Source organism: Nostoc parmelioides FACHB-3921 (assembly GCF_014696625.1).
Classification (GTDB): Bacteria; Cyanobacteriota; Cyanobacteriia; order Cyanobacteriales; family Nostocaceae; genus Trichormus; species Trichormus parmelioides.
Map to the genome: position 1 here is coordinate 45,831 of NZ_JACJQL010000040.1, position 19,044 is coordinate 64,874.

At 40.5% G+C, this 19,044-nt stretch carries 11 protein-coding genes; 6 read left to right on the plus strand and 5 right to left on the minus strand.

Features of this window, described 5'->3' with window-relative positions; translation table 11 throughout:
- Positions 1-2: 2 nt before the first annotated feature.
- Entirely contained in the window at positions 3-3,437 is a 3,435-nt protein-coding gene (locus tag H6G14_RS22105; protein ID WP_190569665.1) for a non-ribosomal peptide synthetase, read from the minus strand.
- Positions 3,438-3,535: 98 nt separating this feature from the next.
- Complete coding sequence (locus tag H6G14_RS22110) at positions 3,536-7,777, minus strand: SDR family NAD(P)-dependent oxidoreductase (protein WP_190569668.1); 4,242 nt, start codon at positions 7,775-7,777, stop codon at positions 3,536-3,538.
- 321 nt (positions 7,778-8,098) lie between these two features.
- On the opposite strand from H6G14_RS22110, the gene H6G14_RS22115 reads away from it, so the two are divergent.
- The 4 genes from H6G14_RS22115 (at position 8,099) to H6G14_RS22130 (ending at position 14,079) form a co-directional block, all read left to right on the plus strand.
- Complete coding sequence (locus H6G14_RS22115; protein ID WP_190569669.1) at positions 8,099-9,274, plus strand: sigma-70 family RNA polymerase sigma factor; 1,176 nt, start codon at positions 8,099-8,101, stop codon at positions 9,272-9,274.
- A gap of 125 nt (positions 9,275-9,399) precedes the next feature.
- Positions 9,400-10,563, plus strand: coding sequence for a DUF1822 family protein (locus H6G14_RS22120; protein ID WP_190569671.1), 1,164 nt, complete (start codon positions 9,400-9,402; stop codon positions 10,561-10,563).
- Positions 10,564-10,634: 71 nt separating this feature from the next.
- On the plus strand, positions 10,635-11,102 hold the full coding sequence (locus H6G14_RS22125; protein WP_190569673.1) for a DUF4870 domain-containing protein: 468 nt from the start codon (positions 10,635-10,637) through the stop codon (positions 11,100-11,102).
- A gap of 343 nt (positions 11,103-11,445) precedes the next feature.
- Positions 11,446-14,079, plus strand: coding sequence for a DNA polymerase III subunit alpha (locus tag H6G14_RS22130; protein ID WP_190569675.1), 2,634 nt, complete (start codon positions 11,446-11,448; stop codon positions 14,077-14,079).
- Between the two features lie 78 nt (positions 14,080-14,157).
- On the opposite strand, the gene H6G14_RS22135 is transcribed toward H6G14_RS22130, so the two are convergent.
- Entirely contained in the window at positions 14,158-14,508 is a 351-nt protein-coding gene (locus H6G14_RS22135) for a hypothetical protein (RefSeq protein ID WP_190569677.1), read from the minus strand.
- A gap of 181 nt (positions 14,509-14,689) precedes the next feature.
- Entirely contained in the window at positions 14,690-15,667 is a 978-nt protein-coding gene (locus H6G14_RS22140) for a metal ABC transporter substrate-binding protein (protein ID WP_190569679.1), read from the minus strand.
- Between the two features lie 92 nt (positions 15,668-15,759).
- Here H6G14_RS22140 and H6G14_RS22145 point away from each other — a divergent pair, with 92 nt between their 5' ends.
- Positions 15,760-16,557 (plus strand): metal ABC transporter ATP-binding protein, encoded by a 798-nt coding sequence (locus tag H6G14_RS22145; protein WP_190569681.1) that lies wholly within the window; start codon positions 15,760-15,762, stop codon positions 16,555-16,557.
- A gap of 274 nt (positions 16,558-16,831) precedes the next feature.
- Entirely contained in the window at positions 16,832-17,677 is an 846-nt protein-coding gene (locus H6G14_RS22150) for a metal ABC transporter permease (RefSeq protein ID WP_190569683.1), read from the plus strand.
- Positions 17,678-17,697: 20 nt separating this feature from the next.
- Here the strand turns inward: H6G14_RS22150 and cofG are convergent, their stop codons facing one another.
- Entirely contained in the window at positions 17,698-18,723 is a 1,026-nt protein-coding gene (gene cofG, locus H6G14_RS22155) for a 7,8-didemethyl-8-hydroxy-5-deazariboflavin synthase subunit CofG (RefSeq protein ID WP_199326252.1), read from the minus strand.
- Between the last annotated feature and the right edge of the window lie 321 nt (positions 18,724-19,044).

Below are 19,044 nucleotides of genomic sequence, written 5' to 3' on the forward strand. Positions count from 1 at the left end.
TCTTAAAACTCCACTACCTCGCTACTGACTTCTTTATTTGATAAATTTTGTGTGACTAAATTCACTACTTCTATATAGGCTGCTATCCCAGCTACGGTGGGAGACTCAAACATAATCTGTATAGATAAATCCAATCCAAAGGTTGAGTTGATCTGTGACAGGACTTGGGTAGCGAGTAGGGAATGACCACCAAGCTCGAAGAAGTTGTCTTTAACGCCAATGGTTTCCACGCCCAAGACTTCACTCCAGATTTGTGCCAGTTGAGCTTCAATGGGAGTCCGGGGTAAAACAGTACCAGTTGACAGATTTCTAGTGGCTATATCAGGTTGTGGTAGGGCGCGACGGTCTACCTTGCCATTGGGTGTCAAGGGTAAGGTATGGAGGAGAACAAAAGCTTGCGGCACCATGTAATTTGGTAGCTTTTGTTGGATAAATTCGCGTACTTGCGGCACTAGCTTCTGGTTATCATGAGTGTAGTCATCAAGAACAGGAACTAAATAAGCGACTAGACGTTTATCACCAGGGGAGTCCTCCCTTACTACCACAACACTTTCCTTTAATAAGGGGTGTTGACTCAAAACGGTTTCGATTTCTCCCAATTCGATGCGAAAACCGCGAATTTTTACCTGATGGTCTATCCGACCCAGAAATTCAATATTGCCATCACTCTGGTAACGTGCTTTATCTCCCGTTTTGTAGAGACATGAATGGGAATCAGAACTAAAGACGTTGGGAATAAATTTCTGTTGTGTTAACTCTGGTCGGTTGAGATATTCTCTGGCTAAACCATCACCCCCGATGTAAATTTCTCCTGGTACACCAACGCCCACTGGTTGCAGTTGGGAATCTAGCAAGTAAATTTGCGTGTTGGCAATTGGTCGCCCGATAGGAATGGTTGTAGCATCTGGGGGAACATTCTGTACTAAGTACCAAGAAGTAAATGTGGTATTCTCTGTGGGGCCATAGACATGGAGTAGTTGCTGGGGCGCACCATTATTTAGTACTTCTCTGACCCATTTGACATCAACAGCCTCCCCACCAAATAAAAGATAGCGTAGTGAATTGAAAGCAGAGGGAATTTCCTGAGCAATTTGATTGAATAAGGCAGTTGTTAAGAATAATACGCTGATACCTTGCGATCGCACAAAGGCTGCGAACTGTTTGGGGGAAAGTGCCAAATCCTTGCTCACTCCTAACAACCGCGCGCCATTAAGTAAGGCTCCCCAAATTTCAAAGGTTGCAGCGTCGAAGGCGCAATTCGCCGCTTGAGCAATGACATCTGTTGGTTTGATGTCGATGTAGTTTGTGTTGATCACCAAGCGGTTTACTGCTTTGTGGTCAACAGCAACTCCTTTGGGTGTCCCTGTTGAACCTGAAGTATAGATGACATAAGCGAGATGATCGGCTGTGACTTCCACCGTGGGGTTTTGCTGACTCTCTAAAGCGATCGCCTCTAGTACGGTATCAGTATCAATGCAGACAATGCACCCTTGATGTTGGGGCAGAGTTTCAACTAGTTTCTGTGTTGTCAACAGCACTGATAGCTGTGTGTCTTCGATAATGAAAGCCAAACGCTCTTGAGGATATTCTGTATCCAAAGGTACATAAGCCCCGCCTGCCTTGAGAATTGCCAACAGCCCAACAATCATAGAGACAGAACGTTCAACACAAATACCCACCAACACACCTGGTTTTACACCCAGTTTTTGCAAATAATGTGCTAATTGATTTGCCTGTATATTCAACTGGTGATATGTGAGTTGTTGTTCTCCATATACTACAGCGATCGCATCAGGAGTTTTTTCGGCTTGGGCTGCAAATAAATGATGGATACATTGATGACGGGGATAATCAGTATCAGTGTTGTTCCACTCTATTAATAATTGCTGTTTCTCCTGTGCTGTAAGTAGGGGTAATTGGTTGACTGATTGTTGTAGGTTAGTGACAATATTTGCCAACAAATTCTGGAAATGTTTCATCATGCGGGCGATCGTTGCCCCATCAAATAAATCACTACTGTAATAGCAAATACCCTCAAGACCTTGGGGAACTTCCCAGAAGTGAACTTCTAGATCACACCGCACTGCATCAAGCTCCCAAGGCATTTCCTCGACCTTCAAATTGAGTAGATCCCAAGGATTGCTAGGGGCGTTCTGAAGCGCAAACATCACTTGTACCAGTGGGTTACGATCTAGACTTCGCTCAAGGTGTAACTCTTCGATTAACATCTCAAAGGGCAAATCTTGATTCTCATAAGCGTCTTGAGTAACCTGTTTTACCTGCTCTAGTAAGGTATTAAATGTCTTTTTTGGGGACAGATCAAATCTCAATGCCAAAGTATTGACAAAAAGTCCAATTAACCCTTCAATTTCTTGGCAGTTACGATTGGCAATGGGAGAACCGACAACAAGATCCCTTTGCCCACTGTAGCGAAACAGCAACACAACAAAACCCGCCAGCAGCGTCATAAACAACGTGCTTCCTGAACCTTGGCTGAGTTTCTGGAGTTGTTGCGTCAGCTTACCATCTATTTGAAATCTTTCTATACCCCCTCGAAAAGTCTGTATAGCCGGGCGGGGACGGTCTGTAGGTAGTTCTAATACAGGTGGCGCTCCTGCTAACTGCTGTTTCCAGTAGCTTAACTGATGCTCTAATGTCTGATTTGTTAGGTGCTGGCGTTGCCATAAGCTAAAGTCTGCATACTGCACAGGTAACTCTGGCAATACCACCGAATCCCCCTTGACAATAGCTCGATAATAGGCAGAAAGTTCGTTTATGAAAACACCTTTTGACCAACCATCAGCAGCAATATGGTGAATAGCAAACAATAGTGCATACTCATCTTGAGAAACTCTCCAAAGCATCACCCGCAATACAGGATCATTCGCCAAATCAAATGATTTGCAGGCTTCTTTTATTGCCAGATGCTCGACTTGCTTCCAGGGATGTTCCACATTTTTTAGATCCACTACTGGCAATGCTAAAGTTATTTTGGGGTCTATTACTTGTACTGGTTTGTTATCTTTGATTTCAAAGCGAGTACGCAGAACTTCATGACGCTGCACTATCTCCCCGATAGCTTGTTCCAAAGCTTTGATGTTGAGATTTCCCTCCAGCCGTACAGCAAAAGCTATTGTATAAGCACCACTTTCACCTTCCAATTGATGCAGAAACCACATCCTTTCTTGACTAAAAGATAAAGGTAAATGGTGATGACGCTCAGTCAGTAAAATAGGCTCAAGGGCTATTTTTTTGGCATTAATCGCTGGTTGAAGACAATTAAAAATTTCTTTCTTGCGCTTGATTAATTCCTGCCTGATGTTTGGAGTCATCCCTCCCTGGGGAGCGCGATAACGTAGTTGGTCATCTTCAATCCAAATTTTTATACCTAGATTGTTTAATGAGGATATAAATTCAAATACTGTCATTTTATCCATGACTTTTACAATATTAATAATAGAACTTACTATTCATTAATTGGCATTTAATAAAGCATGATTTATCTATAGAAATATGCAGATCATTTACCATCACTTTATAAATAACCCTCCTCATATTCTTCTGATATGTTGTCAATGGGCGTATATTCATTTTTCATGAAGATTTCTAGAATTTCTATATTACTAGCCAACTCAGCTACAGTAGGAAATTTAAATAAACTCTGTAAAGAAAAATCAATAAAGAAAGTATCCCGTAACCGAGAAATTACTTGCGTTCCCAACAAGGAATTTCCGCCCAGTTCAAAGAAGTTATCATGAATACTAAATACTGCTCTTCCCAAGACTTGTTCCCAAATATCAGCAACTTGCTGCTCTAACTTATTGCGGGGTGCTACAAAAGTTCCTACTCCCTGATCAATAAATTGCCGAATTAATTTGGTTTTATCAATTACACCACTCTCAGTTAAGGGTATTTCTTTCAGCTTGATTAAGCTACAAGTGCAGGAATTACCAAAGCGGTCTTCCATATTCAATTCTAGTAATTTACAAATATCCTCACTACTGTGAGTAGTAAAATAAGCAGATAATTTTTGTAGATTAAAAACTTGAGATTGCCAACGTTGAATGTTTGGTTTGCTCCCATCCAACCCTATTAATAAATGTGTTTGCTGCTGTTGTAAGCTGGCAAGCATAGAAGATATTGCTTGAGCGGGAGACATCACATAAAACCCTTTAGCGCGGGTCAAATTCTTTAGCTGATATCCCTGGCTCATGCCTATTTCATTCCACATACTCCAACTCAAACAATAGCTTGTTAATTCACTGTGTGAGTTTTGGTAATGAGAAAAGCCGTCCAGAAAACTATTAGCAGCAGCATAAGCCCCCGCAGCAGTACTGCCAAAAAAACCGTTTACCGAAGAAAAGTTGATAAAAATGCTGCCTTGATTATCTTTGACCAATTGATGTAGTGTCCAAGTACCAAACACTTTAGGACGTAGTGTTGCTGCTAAGTTCTCCTGAGTTGCTTCTAGTATCATTTGCTCATGGGAAGTTCCAGCTAAATGAAGCACTCCATCAAGATTTTTACCCCAATGGGATTGAGCTTTTTCAACTATTATTTGCAACTGTTTTAAATCACATATATCAACAGCTTCGTAAATTACTTCTCCCCCAAGCTGTGTTATTTCTTGGTAAGCTTTTTGACGTTGTGTAAGAACATCTTCTTGTTCTTGACCAATTAAAGTAGTTCTGCCAACTAACAGGAGCCGAGCTTGGTAATGTTTGAGTAAATAACTGGCAATTTCAACTCCTATACCACCCAATCCTCCAGTTATTAAATAAGTGCCTCCTTGCTTGAAGACAATAGGAGATTTAGGTTTGCTGGTAAAATCTATTTTTTCTAGGCGAGGCATCAAACGTTGCCCATGTCTATAAGCCACCTCTCGCTCTTTTGAGAAAACCTGCATTTCTTGTAATAGATGAGTTCCATTTTTCTCAACTTCAGCGAATGGTAAATCTATATGGCGACAGTTTAACCAAGGTAATTCTTGAGGAATGGTTTTCAGTAGACCTAAGACTGGTGATTTTTCATAAGCTATGGGGTCATCTGAGGAAATAGACTGAACAGAAGAGGATATAAATAGTAATTGAATAGAATTATCAATAACCCGAACTTTTGCTAAAGCTTGAGTCAGGAACAATAAACTATATATTCCCTTTTCTTGTGCTTGTTCGAGAGCATCAATACCTTTGATTTCACCAAGATATTGGTCATAATTCCATAAATGAAGAATCTGCCCGATGATAATATTATCGGTTGCTAGAGATTGGAGTAATAATTGATAATCTTTGGCTTGTCCTGGGGTAATTGTGTAGTGTGAGCGATTGATTTTGCGGAAATCTTCCCCTGGTGAAACTGTTATATATTGCAGGTTACGCTCTGATAATCTCTGACATAAATATGTACCCAGACCAAAAGCATCTAGAAATACTATGGTGTAATTAATAAGGGTTGAAGAAGAATTAAAAATAGGGGGATTTTTAGGCTGCCATACTTGACGGTAGAACCAATTAGGAATGGTATTGGCGTTACCGAGTAATATATCAACGTGTTTAATAACTGATTTAAATTCACCTGTATTGAAGCGCCGACTCAGTTGCGATCGCTGAATTTTTCCAATGGCAGTTTTAGGAATAGCTTCTGGTTCTACTGGCAGCAAATAATCCGGGTTTATGCCCACTTTATTGACAACGGAGGTGCGAATTTCCTTGAGCAGAGTTAATAAACTAGTGTCATCAACGATCGCCGTATGGAAGAAGATCGCTAGTTTATCAGTATTAATTCCTGGTTGTCTAACAGCACAAGCAGCTGTATAAGAAACTTCTACTCCTTTAATTTCCTCAACTGCGGCCTCGATTTCGTGGCAATAGTAATTTAGCCCATTAATGATAATTACATCTTTCTGTCGTCCAGTAATAGTTAAACGCCCTTGATGGAGAAATCCTAAATCTCCGGTGTTAAACCAACCATCAAGAGTAAAAACTTCTTGGTTGGCCTGTGGATTTTGATAGTAACCAGAAGTCACAGATGCACCTTGAACCTGTAAACGCCCAATCGTACCTTCTGTAACTATTTGTTCATTTTCATCAACAATCCGCAGTGAAGCCCCAGCAATTGGCAGCCCCAATTCTACAAATAAACTGTCATCTGATGAAGATTCTAGAGAAAAACTATCAGAGTATGTAATCCCAGAAGAAGTTTCGCTCATCCCAAAGGCTGGATGAATCGCATTCGTTGGTAAACCATAAGGGCGCAGCAGTTTTAAGAAATTCCTGGCTATCTTGGTAACGATGGGTTCTCCTGCGTTGATCACAAAACCCATAGATGATAAATCCCAGTGCTTTTGCTGAATATCGTTCGCACGATACTGGAGGTCGCTAAAGGCATCGCATATCAACGAAAAGGCAAAGTTAGGGGCCCAACTAATTGTGGCTTGATGTTTGTCAATTAAATCCAGCCACAAAAGCGGGTTCTGCACAATCAAGTTAGTAGGTACATGGATTTGTTGGCAACCTAAACTCACAGCCATAATACTGAGAGAAACCAGCGCACCGACGTGATCCAGAGGCATCCAATTTAAAACACTTTCCTGGATGGAGAAATGACCCATTAAAATTAAGCCAGTTGTCATGCTCAATAAATTATGCTGATTGAGCATCACACACTTGGGTATACCAGTGCTGCCAGAAGTCAAGAACAAAATCGCTAAATCCTCTGGCTGACTTTGATGCAGATTTAAATCCGGTTCACACTCACGCAACTGATCAATAATTGCAAATTGAAAGTTTTCTAATTTTAAAAGCTTAGATAAGTCATCAATTTTGGGGGCTAAAGCAGCATTTGTTAGTACAAGCGGCTTATCCAAAATCTGCCAAGTGTTTTGCAGTTTGCTGGCAATACTATTAGCTAATTCGTAGGTTGGGGCGATGGATATGGGTACTGGAACGAAGCCACCAAGCACGCAAGCCCAAAAACCACAAATGAAATCTTGATTATCTTCTAGTTGAAAAATTACTTTATCTTGGGGCTTAAGTCCTAGCTTTCTTAATCCAGATAGAATCCGTTGAGCATCTTGCCATACTTCCCGATATGATTGGAATTTTTCACTACCATCCGGTTGAATATAAATAATATTTTTAGTCGAATTTTGAGCAGCTTTTTGTAATAATTCTTTTAAAGTTTTAGGAGCATTTTCGGGCTGTGGCAGAGGTTCTCCTTGACTAATAGCTAAATTTTTTGATGAAAATATCTCCTTGTTTTCTACTTCCTGTTTAGGTATGGTTGCTTGTACATTTTGCTGACTATCTTCAGAGGCGATCGCCTCAGTCTCACCTAGCAAATCTTGCAAATGCACACGAGGAATATTTGTCACCAATGGTTCAGCCACCACTGCAACACGTTCAATCGCTGACAATGACTCTAGTTGCTTCTCTGCACGACGTATTAAGTCAGAGTCAATAACTTCTAAACGAGCTAGAGTAACTTCATCTACCTGACCTGTATTTGTTAGGGGTATAGTGGAGATTGTGACTATGGCTTTAGGTATTAATTCGCTAGGTAGAGTTGCTTGTAGGTGAGACAATAATTGTTCTGGTGCAAACAAACCTGATGGAACTATATAAGCAACTAATTCTGATTCTAGATTTTTTGTTTTTTTCTCTATAACTACACAATCATCAACAGTTAAACTCGAAAGAATCGCAGTTTCTATGTCTCTATATGTCAAAGTTTTATTGTTTTGACTGTTTATGTTTTGACTATAATTATCTAGCTGCATGAGCTTTTATATCCTTATTAAACTCGATTGTTTATAAGTTAAAAATTCTTCTTAATAAGAAAGCATGATTTTTATTTATTATTCTTAAATTATTCAGTAGAAAGATATTCTCAGCTTTATCAATGAAATGCAATAGCATTTAAGACAGTTAAGATAGTCAATCAAATATTTAAGTGGACAGTTAACATAATTGAATAGACAGTTAAGACAGTTAAGAAAATCACTTGACTGGCGCAAAGGTAATCTTTGTTGCTTATAGTAAAGTTTGTGCGGGTGTCGTTTAACGCCTTCATTCTTCCTCTAGGTCAGTTTCTAGTTCTTATGCAACCTCGGCAAAGCGTTACTGAAATTTTTTCGACTTTCGTGCAATTTGATGCCGATCGCTTCAGTGGTTGGGCGACGGAATCACGATTGCGTCGTAGTATCCTTAGTTGTCTGAAGCACACGCCAAAGGAAACTTCGGAATATTTTTGGGCTTTGTATTGGTATAAGTTTTGGCAAGTTCCGGAAACTCAACCTCTGGCGAAGCAACATCTAACTGCTTATCTGCAAGAACCTTGTTATTGGATATCCCAAAAAACAGCCGCTAGTTTTGTCAGTACCCAATACAGGTTATCGGACTGTTTCCAAGTAGCGATCGCCCAAGTTGATCGAGTCCTCAAAGGTTTCGATCCCAGTCAAAGCAGTACCCTGAAAAACTACGCTAGTCTGATTTTTGGTAGTACAATCCGCGAAACTTTACGCCAACGTCAAGAAGTCGATATCTGTACTGATTGGGGTCTGTTACGCAAAATTAGCCAGAAGCGTTTAGATGAGTCCCTAAAAAATGCGGGTTTATCGTCAACGGAAATTACCGCTTATATCCTCGCCTGGAATTGCTTTAAAACTTTGTATCTCCCCACCAAAGCGGCTAACTCTCGCCAACTGTCCCGACCAGATGATGCTACTTGGGATGCGATCGCCAAAGCTTATAATTCCCAAAGTAACCAACCCGCTAACCCCCAAGATATCGAAAAGTGGTTGTTAAATGCAGCAAAAGCAGCCCGTAAGTATCTTTATCCCACCCCAGATTCTCTCAATGTCTCCAAAGGTGCGGATGATTCATTTGAGTTGCTAGATAATCTCCCAGGAACAGAACAGCCATCCCTAATTCAGGAAATTATTGCCCAAGAAGAAGAACAAGCCAGAAATTCTCAACAAACAGAAATTTATCAAGTTTTAGTTGAAGCGATCGCCCAACTTGACGCGCAACTACAACAAATACTGCAATTGTACTACCAGCAAAAACTCAATCAAGATGGCATTGCTCAACAATTAGACATCAAACAGTACACTGTTTCCCGGCGATTAACCAAAGCCAAGGAAACTCTACTGCGGTCTGTAGCTGGCTGGAGTCAAGACGTACTGCATATTTCCCTGACTTCAGACATACTCAAAGCTATGAGTACATTAATAGAAGACTGGTTACAGAATTACTACAATGTCTCCAACGCATAAAAAATGCTAAAACAGTCGAAAATTAACTATTAATAAAGAATTGGAGATTTTCACGTCTGTTCGGGAAACAGCAATTTTCCCAGCTTGCCCCAAACCCAGCCAAAGAAATCCCCGGAGTAAACCTTATGACTGCTAACCCCACCGTATTCACCTTTGCTGACTCGACAGACCTGATTTTAGAAATCCCTGACTCCACAACAGCAAATATTGACAGCCAGTTATTTTCTCATCCTTACTCACGTTATCAAGCTTATCTCAACGAACTTTGCCTGAAAGCAGTCTTGCCGTGGTTACAGGAAGACTTTTCCACACAGACAAAGGTGTGGCCATCAACCATAACTCTAGCCAGTCTTTGGGAACTAGTGAACGGAACCGCAGTCACAATTGACGGCAAGAGATTTATTTTGGTTCCCAGTGAAAATATTGATCACAGCGAATTACGTGTACAGCAAGAATGGGTAGATTTACCAACTTGGGCTGGGGATTATTATTTAGCTGTGCAAGTATATGGGGAATATGTAAAAGTCTGGGGCTATTGTACCCACGCACAACTGAAGCATCAAGGGAAATATGATCCAGGCGATCGCACCTATTCGTTAGACATAACTGATATTGTTAACGATATGAGCGTCTTAGCTGTAGCGCGGGATTTATGCCCTGATGAAATTACCCGCAACACCCTAGCTGCATTACCAACCCTAACCCCAGAACAAGCTCAAAATCTCATCACCCGTTTAAGCAATCCAGAAATCATTAACCCCAGGCTAGCCATCCCTTTTCAACTATGGGGCGCATTAATTGAACATGGCGGTTGGCGACAAAGCTTATATGAACGTCGTTTGGGACTACCGGAACAAAGATCAGTGCTGGAATGGTTACAAAGTGGTGTGTCTCAAGTAGCACAGACTATGGGTTGGGGACGCTTGAATTTACAATTAAGTGCGGCTGGGGCTAAAAGTGCAGAAGATAGACAAACAGGTGTCACCCTATCACGTCGATTAACCATTGCTGGTCAACTATACGAACTGTTGATTACACCACAAGGTGAACCAGACGCACCTTATTGGCGTTTTGAATTACGGAATGCAGCCGTAGGCGCAGTTATTCCCGGTGGCTTTAAACTCCGACTCCTCACAGAAGACCTACAGTCATTTCCCAACAATGAAGACATGGCCACAAATGCCGTAGAACAACTCTACGTTGAAGTTGCCCTAGAGGCTGGAGAAGGCATAGTATGGGAAATTGAGCCGCTACCGGAAAATTATGACCGAGAAATTCTCAAATTTTAAGCTGTTTCGGGGCTTTTTTTATTGATAATGTGGATAAGCATTCTTTCTCAATCCACATGAGATAAAAAACCATGAGATTACAACACAACAAACAAATGCGGGTCTGGGCGATGTTGTGTCATTTCTCAGCTTTAGTGGCGTGGTTACTTTTATTTTCTGTAGTATTTCTAGGCGTTCCTTTATTTTTACCATTAAATATTTTGATCCCCTTCCTAGTCTGGAAGTCTAGAAAAGTCAAATATCCCTGGGTTGATTTTCAAGGTAAAGAATCGTTAAATTTTCAGATTTCTTTGACGTTCTATATCGTCTTTGTTATAGCCATATCATTACTATTAGTTTTAGCTAGTTGTAGCGTTGCAGTCACTACTAATGGTGAAATAAATCAAGTTAGTACAGTTTTAGACAGTTTATTATTGATTTGGATGTATTTCACCGTAGCCTTATTATTAATGCAACTATTTTTAGTAACTTTTGCCGCCACAAAAGCTTACAACGGTGAACATTATCGCTATCCTTTTACAGTGCGCGTTTTAAGGTAAGTCGCAGGGATTGGGGACAAAAAAGTCAGAAGTCAAAAGTTAAAAGATGTTTTCTTTTGCCTTGGATTGGGGATTGGGGACATAATACCAATTTGAAAAAGAATGCAACAAATAAACCATTTGTAGAGACGCGATTCATCGCGTCTTCACCCAATCATGTGTTGCAATCATTAATTCAATTGGGATGAAATATCGTTCCCCAGCCTCCACTTGTCATTATTTACACATCCCCTGCGGAAGTGTAAATTTCCCAAAAGCGTTAATCTAAGATTCCGTTGCTAGATAAAATCTGGCTCACAAGAAATCCCAGGGGAAGATTGTGGGCTAGCGCTGGGAGAGATTTATGTCCTTTGTACCTTTACATATTCATAGTGATTACAGCCTGCTGGATGGGGCTAGTCAGCTACCTGAGTTGATTGATCAAGCGATCGCCTTGGGTATGAAAGCGATCGCTGTTACCGATCACGGTGTCATGTATGGTGCGATCGAACTACTGAAAATTTGCCGCAGTAAGAATATTAAGCCCATCATTGGCAACGAAATGTATATCCTTAACGGCGATCTGGCAAAACAAGAACGTGGTCGCCCTAAATATCATCAAGTTGTTTTAGCTAAAAATACTAAAGGTTACAAAAACTTAGTCAAATTAACTACAATCTCTCACCTCCAAGGTGTGCAAGGTAAAGGTATTTTTTCTCGACCTTGTATTAATAAAGATTTGCTCAAAGAGTATCATGAGGGCTTAATTGTCACCAGTGCTTGTTTAGGTGGAGAAATTCCCCAAGCAATTCTTAGCAACAGACCAGATGCAGCGCGGAAAGTTGCCAAGTGGTATAAAGATGTTTTTGGTGATGATTTTTATTTAGAAATTCAAGACCACGGTTCACAAGAAGACCGTATTGTCAACGTAGAAATTATTAAAATTGCCCGTGAGTTAGAGATTAAATTTGTTGCTACCAATGATTCCCATTACATTTCTTGCTTTGATGTAGAAGCACACGACGCATTGCTATGTATTCAAACTGGCAAGCTAATTAGTGAAGATAAGCGAATGCGGTATAGCGGCACAGAATATCTCAAATCTGGCGAAGAGATGAAGTTGCTATTCCGCGACCATTTAACCGATGATGTAATTGCAGAGGCGATCGCCACCACAGAAGAAGTTGCTGATAAAGTCGAGCCTTACCATATTATGGGTGAGCCTCGTATTCCCAACTACCCAATTCCTTCAGGTCATACCCCTGATACTTATGTCGAAGAAGTTGCATGGCAAGGACTGTTAGACAAACTCAATCGTAAATCCCGCAACGAAGTCGAGCCAGTCTACAGAGAAAGGCTAGAATATGAACTCAAAATGTTGCAACAAATGGGATTCTCCAGCTACTTTTTAGTAGTGTGGGACTATATCAAATTTGCTAGAGATAATAATATCCCTGTGGGGCCTGGTCGGGGTTCGGCGGCTGGTTCCTTAGTTGCGTACACAATGGGAATTACCAACATTGATCCGGTACATCATGGGTTACTCTTCGAGCGATTTTTGAACCCAGAACGTAAATCAATGCCTGATATCGATACAGATTTCTGTATTGAACAACGGGATAAAGTAATTGAATATGTAACAGATAAATATGGAAAAGAAAGAGTCGCGCAAATCATTACTTTTAACCGTCTAACTTCCAAAGCAGTGTTAAAAGATGTCGCCAGAGTGTTAAACATTCCCTACGGGGAATCTGACAAAATGGCAAAATTAATTCCTGTAGTCCGGGGTAAACCCACCAAACTGAAGGTGATGATTTCCGATGCTACCCCGGAACCAGAGTTCAAAGAAAAATATGATAACGACCCCAGAGTTCGCCATTGGTTGGATATGGCGATGCGAATTGAAGGAACTAACAAAACCTTTGGTGTTCACGCCGCCGGTGTAGTCATTTCTGCTGATCCATTAGATGAAATTGTCCCACTGCAAAAAAATAATGACGGGTCTGTAATTACTCAATATTTCATGGAAGACCTGGAATCAATGGGTTTGTTAAAAATGGACTTTTTAGGGTTAAAAAACCTAACGATGATTCAGAAAACCATTGATTTAATTGAAGAAAAACACGGCTTTAGAATCGATCCTTACGAAATTACTAGTCAAGAACGTAAGGCACAGAAAATATTAGCTAAAGGTGAATATAAAACTCTGCCAAAAGATGTACAAAAGACTTATGAATTATTGGAATCCGGTGAATTAGAAGGCATATTTCAATTAGAATCTTCAGGGATGAAACAGATAGTAAGAGATTTGAAGCCTTCTAATATTGAAGATATTTCTTCTATCTTGGCACTTTACCGACCAGGCCCCTTAGATGCTGGATTAATTCCTAAGTTTATTAACCGTAAACATGGGCGGGAAAATATAGATTATGAAAGCCAAGTTTTAGAACCAATCTTAAATGAAACCTATGGAATCATGGTCTATCAAGAGCAAATCATGAAAATTGCTCAAGATATGGCTGGTTATACCTTAGGACAAGCCGACTTGCTGCGCCGTGCGATGGGTAAAAAGAAAGTTTCGGAGATGCAGAAGCAGCAAGAAAAATTTATTGATGGTTCAACTAAAAATGGTGTCAAGAAGCAAGTAGCTGAAAAGCTATTTGAGGATATGTTGAAATTCGCAGAATATTGTTTAAGTTATGATACAGAAGTTTTAACAGTTGAATATGGATTTGTACCCATTGGCGAGATTGTAGAGAAAGGTATTGAGTGTAGTGTATTTAGCATTAATAATAATGGTATTGTTTACACCCAACCCATTGCTCAATGGCATCATCGCGGTAAACAAGAAGTATTTGAATATTGTCTTGAAGATGGGTCAATTATTAGGGCAACAAAAGACCATAAGTTCATGACTCAAGACGGGCAAATGTTGCCGATTGATGAAATATTTGAACAAGAGTTAGACTTGTTGCAAGTGAAGGGTTTACCGGAGTAATTTATCTATTATGTATTCAGAACCCCGACTTTTTAAAAAAGTCGGGGTTCTTTATGGCCTAAAATAATGCGCTGAGAACTACCACCAAATACGATTTCCGTTTTCATCCATTCTAGCTTGACGAATTACATCAGAAATTTCTTCGGCATCTTTGACGTGATGTAATGCTTTTTGTTCGCCATTAGGTTCGTCAACAACAAAGTAGGTAGGCACTTTAATATGATCACCTGTAATGTCTGGTGCATCTACAGCCACCTGCTTGGCTTTCTCTTCGATTGATTGGGGTTCGTCGGCAATTCTATCTCCTGGGTTTGCGGTTAAGTTTCTTTCTTTGGCAGTTGGTTCCTCGCGGGAATGCCAATCTTTACTTACAGGTTGTTTAATTTCTTTTGGTTGATTATTTTGATTTTCTGGTTTTTCGTTAGTCATGGCTATTTCAAGATTAAAATCTTTTTTGTTTACTAACACACTCTAAAAAATCAAATGTTAATTGAGTTCCTTCCCTAGTGAGAGTTTTCTATTTTGGTAAAAATTACATATCTAAGGATATATCTCAGCCTATACATTTAGATGTAACCTCAGACGTGGGAAACAGAAGCAAAAGATATATTTATTTCTTTAGTTCAAAAGGCGTATATTTTCCACCCAAGGCTTCTACAATAGCGCGTGTGTTTGCCTCCATCATTTTGATATAGGAATCGCCATTACTTCCTTTAGCACCAATGGAATCAGAGTAGAGTTGATTTGGTGCTAGTTTTATCCCTGCTTCTTCGGCAACAGTTCTAATTAAAGTGGGATTAATTGTAGTTTCGGCAAAAATTGCAGGTACACCGATCTTTTTAATCGAGTCTACTAATCTTTTAACTGTTTGGGCGCTTGGCTGTTCTTCAGTGCTAATGCCAATTAAAGTACCAGCGATCGCCAGACCATAAGCTCGTCCATAATATTGGAAAGCATCGTGGGTTGTTATCAGTTTGCGTTTATCAGGCGGAATTGTCTGTATCTGCTGATTAATCCAGCTATGCAACTGTTTTAATTCATCTGTAAGCTGTGATGCCCTCTGAGTATATTTTTCTCTATCTTCAGGGGATAACTCAATTAAAGCATCTCGAATAGCATTAACCATAGCCACAGCATTTTCTGCACTCCCCCAAACATGAGGATCTGGCACTACTTCACCTTTACCTTTATCTAACTGCAAAGGTTTGACAACTTCCCCCACTGCTAACTTTATGGCTTTACTACCCGCAGCATTCATTAACTTAATCAACCCTGGTTCTAAGTTGTAGCCGTTGTACAAAATCAAGTCAGCTTGTTCTAAAACTCTGCTGTCGGCTGGTACTGGTTCGTAAACATGAGGATCTGTCCCTGGCTTTAATATTCCGGTTAATTGAATTTCTTCTCCCCCAACTTCCTGTGCTAAATCAGCAATGATGGTACTAGTTGCTACTACTTGCGGCTTACCATCTGCGTCCGCAGGAGTACGGCTGGAGTTGACTGAGGCACATCCACCTATCAAAAGTCCCACAAATACGACTAATACAGATTGCCAGCAAAATCTGGCTTTTGAGTGAGTGATTGCATTCATCAGACTGTTATAGTTATTTTCATATTTTTCTCATTTTTTAAGTTACATTATTTTCATAATCTTTTCATTTTTTACGTCTCGGAAATGACACCATGCAAATTGCGAACTTTTCCTTAGCAACTAATTCCATGCGGGAACCAGTGGATACCTCAACAGCAACAGCAGCAATTAATATCTCCCATCTAGGGGTACACTACCGTACGCAAGAAGCCTTGCGGGATGTTAACTGTATTGTCAAACCGGGACGACTGACAGGAATATTTGGCCCTAACGGCGCTGGTAAAAGCACCCTCATGAAAGCAATGTTAGGCTTGGTTCCCGTTAGCAGTGGTAGGGTACTATACCAGAACAAACCCCTCATGCAGCAATTGGGGAAAGTTGCTTACGTTCCCCAACGTAGCCAAATTGACTGGACTTATCCCGCCACAGTTTGGGATGTAGTGATGATGGGACGGGTAAAGAAAACAGGTTGGTTACGTAGTTTCTCGGCTGTGAGTCGCCAAGTTGCCAAGAATGCCTTAGAACGAGTGGGAATGCTGGATTATTGCGATCGCCCCATAGGACAATTATCAGGGGGACAACAACAACGGGTGTTCTTAGCGAGGGCTTTGGCACAACAAGCAGACATATTCTGTTTTGATGAACCCTTGGTAGGTATTGATCAAAAAACCCAAACAGTCATTTTTGAGGTTTTCCACGAATTAGCTGCGGCTAACAAAATTGTGTTGGTAGTTAACCACGACTTAGGCGAATCTATCAGCCATTTTGATGATTTAGTATTACTCAACCGTGAATTAATCGCCACAGGTTCCCGTCAACAAGTACTTACAGACGATAACTTGCAGCAAGCTTATGGCGGTAAAGTCATCTACTTCTCGGATGCAGCTTGAACAAGGGTTTAGGGGTGTGAGGGTATAGGGGTATAGGGGTTTGAAACCCTTACACTTAGTATCAACAGAAAATCTGGTTGCCTAAGTCCCATAACTCATAACAACGTACAACAACTAATACCAATTCAATTAATGATGGCAACACATCCTTGGGTGAAGACGCGATAAATCGCGTCTCTACAGATGGTTTATTTGTCGCATTCTGTTTTCAAATTGGTATAACAACTGACTATTGACAATGGACTAATGACCACTGACTAATGACTAAATATCCATGTTAGAAGCTTTAATTGAGCCATTGCAATATGGCTTTATGCAGCGATCGCTTGTGATTGCTATTTTAGTAGGTTTGTTGTGTGCGGTTGTGGGTAGTTACTTGATGGTGCAAAGATTGGCACTTTTGGGTGACGCTATCAGTCACTCGGTTTTACCAGGACTAGCGATCGCTTTCATGGTGGGCGCTAACATATTTGTGGGCGCATTTATTGCTGGGGTTTTGAGTACGATAGCGATCGCTTGGATTAGGACGCGATCGCCCATCAAAGAAGATGCTGCAATGGGTATCGTATTTTCAGCATTCTTCGCCTTGGGTATTACCCTCATTACCGTTGTTCAAAAAGATAATAAAATCGACCTCAATCACTTTTTATTTGGTAATATCCTTGGCGTTACTGTTGATGAGGTACGTGATACCGCCATTATCGCCGCTATCGTTTTAACAGTCGTAATTTTATTATATAAAGAACTGTTATTTTACACCTTCGATCCTTTAGGCGCTCAAGCCGCAGGCTTACCAGTAAATCGCTTAAACTTTGGTTTAATGCTACTGATTGCCTTAACAATAGTCGCCAGTATGAAAGCAGTAGGCGTAATTTTAGTACTATCACTGTTAATTACACCAGGAGCAACCGCTTATCTATTAGTGAAACGTTTGCACCAAGTCATGATCTTAGGCGCAGGGATAGGCGTTTTTTCGAGTATTAGCGGTATGTACCTGAGTTACTTTTATAATTTACCCTCCGGCCCGGCGATCGTTTTAGTAGTTTCAGGACTATTTCTATTAGCATTATTATTCAGTCCCAAACACGGAATTTTAATATCAACCTCATATCAAAAATGAATCAATTCAAAATCCAAAATTCAAAATAAATTACCAATTACCAATTCTCTCCACCTTCTCACACTTGCCTGCAACTCCCCTGACAACCAACCATCAAACTGCGGATACACAGGCAAACGTGGCATCAAATCCCAACCCGCAGGCTGTAAAACTTCTCTCAATTCCTCCGCCTGAAGATGAGGATAATCAGGATTAACTTCATCTTTCGGCCCAATTCCCCCTAAATCTCTCGCACCCGCTTCTACACAAGCCAGTAACCATCGCTCATCTTTAACTAAATTTGGCGGAATTTGAATTGTAATATCTAATGGTAAAATCTGGCGTGCTTTAGCAATAACTTCTGGTAAATGATGGGGATTAAAAGCTGGCGCGTTAAATGTCTGCTGATTTCCTGGGCTGTGGGGTTGTAAAATAACTTCCTGAATATGATGGTAACGCTGATGTAATTTCGATATGGCTTCTAGTGTCTCCCAGCAATCATCATTAGTTTCCCCAATCCCCAAGAGTAACCCTGTTGTAAAAGGAATTTGCAACTCTCCCGCCCACTCTAATTGTTGTAACCTTAATTCCGGTAACTTACTTGGTGCATGGCGATGGACTGTTTCTAACAATTTTGGTGTTAATTGTTCCAGCATTAAACCCATTGAAACATTAACGGTTTTTAATTCCTGCATCTCTGCAAAACTCAAAGGCCCAGCATTGGTATGTGGGAGAAAACCCGATGTTAACGCTAGTTTACATAAATCATAGATTCTCTGGAACCATGCTTGACGCTTTGGTGAATGGGGGTGTACTTCTCCACTAAGGATAAGAATTTCACAGACTTGCTCATTTTGTAGCCGCTTGAAGATATCTTCTGCTGCTGATAGGGTCATCCACGAACTTTCGCCTGGGTCGGTGCGAAAGTTGCAGTAGGTACAGCGATTGAAACACTCATAGGTAGGGACAATTGTATATGCAGGACTATAAGTGGCGATACCTTTGGTCTGCTTTCCTACGGAAGGCTGTGTGGACAATAAGGCATAAGTAGATTTGGCAACTATCATAAAACAGATTTTCCTGAAGAAATGTAACCATTTTTTGAGGCGGATTCAGCGAAACTCATTTTTCTCTACGCTCGAAATTATTGTAAACACTGGTTTTCAGCATTAGTGACCACGCATTGTAAAGTTTTTTTCTCAAAACACTTTACAAAACGAAATAATTACTGTTAATGTATGTAACAGGTGGAAACGCCTAAAACATACATACAACCAACGTAATCATAAAAACATGACCGCAACCTTACAACAGCGCAAAAGCGCCAACGTATGGGAACAGTTCTGCGAGTGGATTACCAGCACCAACAACCGCCTATACATCGGTTG